This window comes from Streptomyces sp. NPDC059564 (genome assembly GCF_042735575.1).
GTDB lineage: Bacteria > Actinomycetota > Actinomycetes > Streptomycetales > Streptomycetaceae > Streptomyces.
Genome location: NZ_JBHWBP010000352.1, coordinates 1 through 7,968 on the forward strand (window position 1 = coordinate 1; position 7,968 = coordinate 7,968).

Below are 7,968 nucleotides of genomic sequence, written 5' to 3' on the forward strand. Positions count from 1 at the left end.
GCCTCGAAGTCCCCTCGTGTCAGGCCGGAAGCGCGCCCGAGGCCAGCCGGGCCCGCAGAACACCCGCCAGGGCCTCCGGGAACTCCACCGGGTCCACCGGAAGGGTGACCGCGGCGTCCGCGCGGCTCCAGGTGGCCAGCCAGGCGTCCTGGGGGCGCCCCATCAGCAGCAGCACCGGGGGACACCGGAAGATTTCGTCCTTGATCTGCCGGCACACGCCCATGCCCCCCGCCGGAACCGCCTCGCCGTCCAGCACGCACGCGTCGATGCCGCCCGCGTCCAGCTCCTTGAGGACCGCCGGAAGCGTCGCGCACTCCAGGAACTCCACCGGCGGCAGGTCCGCCGCCGGCCTGCGCCCGGCCGCAAGCCGCACCTGCTCCCGGGTGCCCGCGTCGTCGCTGTAGACCAGAACCCGCGCAGTCGCCCGCATTTCGTTCCTCCACGTGTCCGTGAATCACGCTGATGATGCGCGGGATGCTACTCCGTCGGACCGTCCGTCAACATCGGTTCCGCAAGCCTCGCGCGCGACACGGGCGGGGTGATCTGATGGGCCGTTCGGGCCTTGCACACCCCCCTGACACTCCGAACGGCACCCCCCGGGGTGAGGGCGGGATAAGCGACCGACATAATGTCGGTCGTGGCGACAGCAACGACAGTAGATACCGGGCACGCGCACCCGACGGTCAACCGGCCGAACCTCGTCAGCGTCGGAACCATCATCTGGTTGAGTTCCGAGCTGATGTTCTTCGCGGCCCTCTTCGCGATGTACTTCACCCTGCGATCCGTGACGGGCGCCGAGTACTGGACAGAACAGGCTTCGGCCTTGAACCTGCCCTTCTCGGCGACGAACACCACGATCCTGGTGCTCTCCTCGCTCACCTGCCAGCTCGGCGTATTCGCCGCCGAGCGCGGTGATGTGAAGAAGCTCCGGACGTGGTTCATCATCACGTTCGTCATGGGTGCGATCTTCATTGGCGGCCAGGTGTTCGAGTACACCGAGCTGGTCAAGCACGAGGGCATGTCTCTCTCGTCCGGCCCGTACGGATCGGTGTTCTACCTGACCACCGGCTTCCACGGCATGCACGTGACGGGCGGTCTCATCGCCTTCCTGCTGGTCCTCGGCCGGACGTACGCGGCCAAGAGGTTCACCCACGAACAGGCCACGTCGGCCATCGTCGTGTCCTACTACTGGCACTTCGTCGATGTCGTCTGGATCGGCCTCTTCGCGACGATCTACCTGATCAAGTAGCGAACACGTCGCCGGGCCCGACCCGGCACTCCATCCAGAAACACCGACGCAGAAGATCCTGACACCGGGGTAATCCGTGAAAAAGCTCTCCGCACGACGACGCCATCCGCTGGCGGCGGTCGTCGTTCTACTCTTCGCGCTGGCGGTCACTGGGGGGCTGTACGCCGCCTTCGCGCCCGCGGGCAATGCGCAGGCCGACGAAACCGCCCAGTCCCTCGCCATCGAGGAGGGCAAGAAGCTCTACGCCGTGGGCTGCGCAAGCTGCCACGGAACCGGCGGTCAGGGTTCCACTGACGGCCCCAGCCTGGTCGGCGTCGGCTCCGCGGCCGTCGACTTCCAGGTGAGCTCGGGCCGCATGCCCGCCCAGCAGCCCGGCGCCCAGGTGCCGAAGAAGCCGAACATCTACTCCCAGGCCCAGATCGACCAGCTCGCGGCGTACATCGCGTCCCTCGGTGCCGGCCCGATCACGCCGACCGAGAAGCAGTACGACCCGGCCGGTGCCGACATCGCCGCTGGTGGTGAGCTCTTCCGCAACAACTGCGCGCAGTGCCACAACTTCACCGGCGAGGGCGGCGCGCTGACGAACGGCAAGTACGCCCCCAACCTCGAGGGCGTCGAGCCGAAGCACATCTACGAGGCCATGCTCACCGGCCCGCAGAACATGCCCTCCTTCCCGGACAGCACCATGCCGGAGAAGCAGAAGAAGGACATCATCGCGTACCTCCAGAACGTCAACGGCGATAAGTCGACCAGCCCCGGTGGCCTCAAGCTCGGTGGCCTCGGCCCCGTTTCCGAGGGTCTGTTCGGCTGGATCTTCGGTCTGGGTGCGCTGATCGCTGTCGCCGTCTGGGTCGCGGCCCACACCGCTAAGGCCAAGAAGTCATGAGTAGCCAAGACATTCCCGAAGAGAAGCACCTGCCGAGCGAGCAGGGCGACGCCCACCACGGTGGCGTAGCGGTCGCGGACGATCCGTTCGCGGACCCGGGCCTTCCGGTCCACAAGCCGCGCATCCAGGACATCGACGAGCGGGCCGCGAAGCGGTCCGAGCGTACGGTGGCGATGCTGTTCACGCTGTCGATGCTGGCCACGATCGGCTTCATCGCCTCCTACGTGACCTTCCCGGTCGACAAGATCGTCTACATCTTCCCCATCGGGAAGGTGAGCGCGCTGAACTTCGCGCTCGGTCTGACGCTGGGTACGGCCCTCTTCTGCATCGGCGCGGGCGCGGTCCACTGGGCCCGCACCCTGATGTCCGACGTCGAGGTCGCCGACGACCGCCACGAGATCGCGGCGCCGCCGGAGGTCAAGGCCAAGGTCCTGCAGGACTTCGCCGACGGTGCGAACGAGTCCGGCATCGGCCGCCGCCCGCTGATCCGCAACACGATGCTCGGCGCGCTGGCCATGCTGCCGCTGTCCGCCGTCGTGATCCTGCGCGACCTGGGCCCGCTGCCCGAGGAGAAGCTGCGCAAGACCCTGTGGTCCAAGGGCAAGCTGCTGATCAACGACAACACCAACGAGCCGCTCCGTCCCGAGGACGTGCTCGTCGGTTCGCTGACCTTCGCCCGGCCGGAAGGCCTGGAGGAGGAGCAGCACGACTTCCAGACGCAGATCGCCAAGGCTGCCCTGATGATCGTCCGCATCAAGCCGGGGGACATCAAGGACAAGCAGGAGCTGGAGTGGTCCCACGAGGGGATCGTGGCCTTCTCCAAGATCTGCACCCACGTCGGCTGCCCCATCAGCCTGTACGAGCAGCAGACGCACCACGTGCTCTGCCCGTGCCACCAGTCCACCTTCGACCTCTCCGACGGCGCCCGAGTCATCTTCGGCCCGGCCGGTCACGCGCTTCCGCAGCTGCGGATCGGCGTCAATGACGAAGGCTTCCTCGAGGCGCACGGCGACTTCGAAGAGCCCGTCGGTCCTGCTTTCTGGGAGCGCGGATGAGCACTGCCACTGATTCCAAGACGGCGCGCAAAGCGCCGGCCGGCGAGCGCGTAGCGGACTGGGCGGACGGCCGCCTGGGCATCTACAGCCTGGCCAAGTCCAACATGCGCAAGATCTTCCCGGACCACTGGTCCTTCATGCTGGGTGAGATCTGCCTCTACAGCTTCATCATCATCATCCTCACGGGTGTGTACCTGACGCTGTTCTTCCACCCGAGCATGAACGAGGTCGTGTACCACGGCTCGTACGTGCCGATGCAGGGCGTCCAGATGTCCGAGGCCTTCGCCTCGACCCTGGACATCAGCTTCGACGTCCGCGGCGGTCTGCTCATCCGGCAGATCCACCACTGGGCGGCGCTGATCTTCGTCGCGGCCATGGTCGTGCACATGATGCGCGTCTTCTTCACCGGTGCGTTCCGCAAGCCGCGTGAGGTCAACTGGATCTTCGGCTTCCTGCTGCTGGTCCTCGGCATGTTCACCGGTTTCACCGGTTACTCGCTGCCGGACGACCTGCTCTCGGGTACCGGTGTCCGCTTCATGCAGGGCGCCATCCTGTCCGTCCCGGTCGTCGGCACGTACCTGTCGATGTTCCTGTTCGGCGGGGAGTTCCCCGGCGGCGACTTCGTCGCGCGGTTCTACTCGGTGCACATCCTGCTGCTGCCCGGCATCATGATGGGCCTGCTGGTGGCCCACCTGATCCTGGTCTTCTACCACAAGCACACCCAGTTCGCGGGTCCCGGCAAGACGAACAACAACGTCGTCGGCATGCCGCTGCTGCCGGTCTACATGGCCAAGGCCGGAGGCTTCTTCTTCCTGGTCTTCGGTGTCATCGCGGCCATCGCGGCGCTCGCCTCGATCAACCCGATCTGGGCGCTCGGCCCGTACCGTCCGGACCACGTGTCCACCGGTGCGCAGCCCGACTGGTACATGGGTATGCCGGAAGGCCTCATCCGAGCCATGCCGGGCTGGGAGATCAACCTGTGGGGCCACACGCTCGTCCTGGGCGTGTTCATCCCGCTGCTGCTCTTCCCGCTGGTCCTGGGCGCCATCGCCGTGTGGCCGTTCATCGAGTCCTGGGTCACCGGCGACAAGCGCGAGCACCACATCCTGGACCGCCCGCGCAACGTCCCGACCCGTACGGCCTTCGGTGCCGCCTGGATCGCGGAGTACATCGTGCTCCTCATCGGCGGCGGCAACGACATGTTCGCCCAGTACTTCCACCTGTCGATCAACTCGATCACGTGGTTCGTCCGGATCGGCTTCTTCGTCGTCCCGGTCCTCGTCTTCATCGCCACCAAGCGCGTCTGCCTCGGCCTCCAGCGCCGGGACCACGACAAGGTGCTGCACGGTCGCGAGACCGGCATCATCAAGCGCCTGCCGCACGGTGAGTTCGTCGAGGTCCACGAGCCGCTCCCGCAGGGCCAGCTGCACACCCTCACCTCGCACGAGCAGTACGCGCCGGTCGAGATCGGCCCGACGGTCGACGAGAACGGTGTCGAGCGCAAGGTGAAGGCCGGCGAGAAGCTGCGCGCGAAGCTCAGCAAGGGCTTCTACGCGGAGAACAACCAGATTCCGAAGCCCACGGTGGAGGAGTACAAGGAGATCCAGAGCGGCCACGGCCACCACTGATCTCGTGTAGGACCGTTTGAGGGATCGGTTCCGGCCAATCCCGGTGTCGCCACGGTAAGAGCCCCGTCCAGTGTCTGGACGGGGCTCTTTGCCGTCTCCGGGGCTGGATAGGCTGAGGTCGTTAGCCTTTTCGACGTGGACCCACAGGAGCGGACCATGAACGTTGTGACCCCGGCAGGCGGCGACAGCGTGGCGGCCCGTGGCTGGCCGGGCCTCCTCGACGCCCTGCTGACCGGCCAGGACCTCCGTGCGGACGACACCGCCTGGGCCATGGACCGGATCATGCTCGGCGAGGCCACGAACGCGCAGATCGCCGCCTTCATGGTCGCGCTGCGGGCCAAGGGCGAGACCGTCGCGGAGATCAACGGCATGGTGCGTGCCATGTACGAACACGCCAATCTGATCGAGGTTCCGGGCCGGACGGTGGACATCGTCGGCACCGGCGGCGACGGCGCCAAGACGGTCAACATCTCGACGATGTCGGCGATCGTGGTGGCCGGTACGGGCGCCAAGGTGGTCAAGCACGGCAACCGGGCCGCGTCCTCGGCCAGCGGCTCCTCGGACGTCCTGGAGAAGCTCGGCGTCAACCTCGACCTGCCCCCGGCCCGGGTGGTGGAGGTCGTCGAGGCGGCGGGCATCACCTTCTGCTTCGCCGTGAAGTTCCACCCGGCGCTGCGGCACGTGGCGGCGGCCCGCAAGGAGCTGGGCATCCGGACCACCTTCAACTTCCTGGGTCCGCTGACCAACCCGGCCAAGGTCCGGGCCCAGGCGACCGGCGTCGCCGACCCCCGGGTGGCCCCGATCGTGGCCGGGGTCCTCGCGGAGCGGGGCTCCTCGGCCCTCGTGTTCCGCGGCGACGACGGGCTCGACGAGCTGACCACGACCGCCACCTCCCGGGTCTGGTGGGTCCGCGAGGGCACCGTCACCGAGCTGCCGTTCGACCCGCGTGACGTCGGGATCCCGCTGGTCGACGTCGGAGAGCTGCGCGGCGGCGACCCCTCGTACAACGCGGACGTGGCCCGGCGGCTGCTGGCGGGGGAGACGGGGCCGGTGCGCGACGCCGTCCTGCTGAACTCGGCGGCGGCGCTGGTGGCGCTGGATCCGGGCACCGGGTCGCTGGAGGAGCAGCTGGCGGCCGGCATCGCCCGTGCGGCCGAGTCGGTCGACTCGGGCGCGGCCCGTGCGGCCCTGGAGCGCTGGGCGGCGGCCAGCCAGGCCTGACATGCCTCCGCACGCCCGGCCCCGGTCCACGATGTGGACCGGGGTCTTGTGCGTGGGGGATCTTGTGGCAGGATGCTGCTCAGGTCACGAGTGACAGCGTTTTGGCCCCGGCTCGCTGTCCGGCAACCCTCCTTCCGTGGCGGGGTGCCCCGGGTGATGACCAGGTCGTAGGCAGCGAGGTCTACGGCAAGCGCGGATCCCTCGATACCAGGGGTCCTGGGTCTTCGAGGAGCTTTTTCCGTGAGCAAGCGAATGCGATAGGGCGACTCCGCCCCTTCTTCACCCCTCGGACAGGGTCGCTCAGGCGTACCCCCACATCGTTCCGAGGCTCTTCCCGTACCCCTGTGGCCGGCCGCCGAGCCGTACCCGCGTACGGGCACACCGAAGCCATTCAGCCCTGCCTGCCGGGAGACACCGCCATGTCCGCATTCCTGAACGCCACCGACGCCGCCGCCACCACCGCCGTCGACCCCGCCTGTGCCGCGCCGCTGCCGGTGCTCGGCCGGGACGTCACCGTCCCGCTCGTCACCGGCGGCGAGGTCACCTACGCCGCCCTCGACTACGCGGCCAGCGCCCCGGCGCTGCAGCGGGTCTGGGACGACGTGGCCGCGTACGCCCCGTACTACGGCAGCGTCCACCGCGGCGCCGGGTACCTCTCGCAGCTGTCCACCGACCTGTTCGAGCAGAGCCGCGTCACGGTCGCCGAGTTCCTGGACTGCCGCCCCGGCGACCAGGTGGTCTTCACCCGGTCGACGACCGACTCGCTGAACCTGCTCGCCGCCGTCCTCCCGGCCGGCTGCCAGGTCTTCGTCTTCGAGACCGAGCACCACGCCTCGCTGCTGCCGTGGACGGACGCGCAGGTCAGCTACCTCAACGCCCCCCGCACCCCGGACGAGGCCGTCGCCACCCTGGAGCGGGCGCTGGCCGACCGCGAGCCTTACGGCCCGGCCCTGGTCTGCGTCACCGGCGCCTCCAACGTCACCGGCGAGCTGTGGCCGGTCAAGGAGCTCGCCGCAGCCGCGCACGCCCACGGCGCGCGGATCGTGCTGGACGCCGCCCAGCTGGCCCCGCACCACCCCGTCTCGGTGCGGGACCTGGACGTGGACTGGGTCGCCTTCTCCGGGCACAAGCTCTACGCGCCCTTCGGCTCGGGCGTCCTCGCCGGGCGCGCCGACTGGCTCCAGGAGGCCGAGCCGTACCTCGCCGGCGGCGGCGCCTCCCGCAAGGTCACGCGACGCGTCGGCGGGGAGGATGCCGGCGGCGTCGACGTCGAGTGGCACACCACCGCCGCCCGCCACGAGGCCGGCTCCCCGAACGTCATCGGCGTCTACTCCATCGCCTCGGCCTGCCGGGCGCTGGAGGAGGCCGGGTTCGAGAACCTCGTCGCCCGCGAACGCCACCTCATCGCCAAGGTCCGCGAAGGCCTGGCCGAGGTCCCGGCGGTCCGCGTCCTGTCCCTGTTCGGGGACGACGCCCCGCGGGTGGGCGTCATCTCCTTCGTGGTCGACGGCTGGAACAGCTCCCACTTCGCCGCCGCACTGTCCGCCGAGTACGGAATCGGCGTCCGCGACGGCCTGTTCTGCGCCCACCCGCTGGTGCGCACCCTGCTCGGCAGCGAGCCGCAGGCCCAGGGCGAGTGCGGGGCGCCGGAGGCGGCGCCGGGCGAACGCTCGCTGAACGCGATCCGCGTCAGCTTCGGCGCGGGCACCCCCGACGAGCACGTCGAGCGCTTCGTCCGCGCGGTGAAGGAACTCGTCGCGGACGGCGCCAAGTGGCAGTACCACACCGAGGACGGCCGCTGCGTGCCCACTTCTTGACGCGCGGGGCCGCTTGCGTGGCCGGTCCCGGCGGTTGTCCGCGGGGCGTGTGCCGCTGCGCGGAGCGGTCCCCTACCCGCCCTTCCACCGTTCCCCGGGCTTCGCCTGGACC

General features: G+C 69.0%; 7 protein-coding genes and 1 riboswitch. Of the genes, 6 read left to right on the plus strand and 1 reads right to left on the minus strand.

Annotated elements, in window-relative coordinates:
- Window positions 1-19: 19 nt before the first annotated feature.
- A complete protein-coding gene (locus tag ACFV0Q_RS34700) occupies window positions 20-430 on the minus strand; it encodes a hypothetical protein (RefSeq protein ID WP_385010974.1) in 411 nt (136 codons plus the stop codon).
- A 198-nt stretch (window positions 431-628) separates the two neighbouring features.
- On the opposite strand from ACFV0Q_RS34700, the gene ACFV0Q_RS34705 reads away from it, so the two are divergent.
- The 6 genes from ACFV0Q_RS34705 (at window position 629) to ACFV0Q_RS34730 (ending at window position 7,856) form a co-directional block, all read left to right on the plus strand.
- Entirely contained in the window at window positions 629-1,249 is a 621-nt protein-coding gene (locus tag ACFV0Q_RS34705; RefSeq protein WP_053676065.1) for a heme-copper oxidase subunit III, read from the plus strand.
- A 76-nt stretch (window positions 1,250-1,325) separates the two neighbouring features.
- Entirely contained in the window at window positions 1,326-2,135 is an 810-nt protein-coding gene (locus ACFV0Q_RS34710; RefSeq protein ID WP_385010976.1) for a c-type cytochrome, read from the plus strand.
- On the plus strand, window positions 2,132-3,190 hold the full coding sequence (locus ACFV0Q_RS34715; RefSeq protein WP_385010977.1) for a Rieske 2Fe-2S domain-containing protein: 1,059 nt from the start codon (window positions 2,132-2,134) through the stop codon (window positions 3,188-3,190). Before ACFV0Q_RS34710 ends, ACFV0Q_RS34715 begins: the two co-directional genes overlap by 4 nt.
- Window positions 3,187-4,818, plus strand: coding sequence for a cytochrome bc complex cytochrome b subunit (locus tag ACFV0Q_RS34720; protein ID WP_385010979.1), 1,632 nt, complete (start codon window positions 3,187-3,189; stop codon window positions 4,816-4,818). Before ACFV0Q_RS34715 ends, ACFV0Q_RS34720 begins: the two co-directional genes overlap by 4 nt.
- A 156-nt stretch (window positions 4,819-4,974) precedes the next feature.
- Window positions 4,975-6,039, plus strand: coding sequence for an anthranilate phosphoribosyltransferase (trpD, locus tag ACFV0Q_RS34725; RefSeq protein WP_385010981.1), 1,065 nt, complete (start codon window positions 4,975-4,977; stop codon window positions 6,037-6,039).
- An 82-nt stretch (window positions 6,040-6,121) separates the two neighbouring features.
- Window positions 6,122-6,238, plus strand: a riboswitch (SAM riboswitch).
- Window positions 6,239-6,458: 220 nt separating this feature from the next.
- Window positions 6,459-7,856, plus strand: a complete 1,398-nt coding sequence (locus tag ACFV0Q_RS34730) for an aminotransferase class V-fold PLP-dependent enzyme (RefSeq protein ID WP_385010982.1) — start codon at window positions 6,459-6,461, stop codon at window positions 7,854-7,856.
- Window positions 7,857-7,968 lie beyond the last annotated feature (112 nt).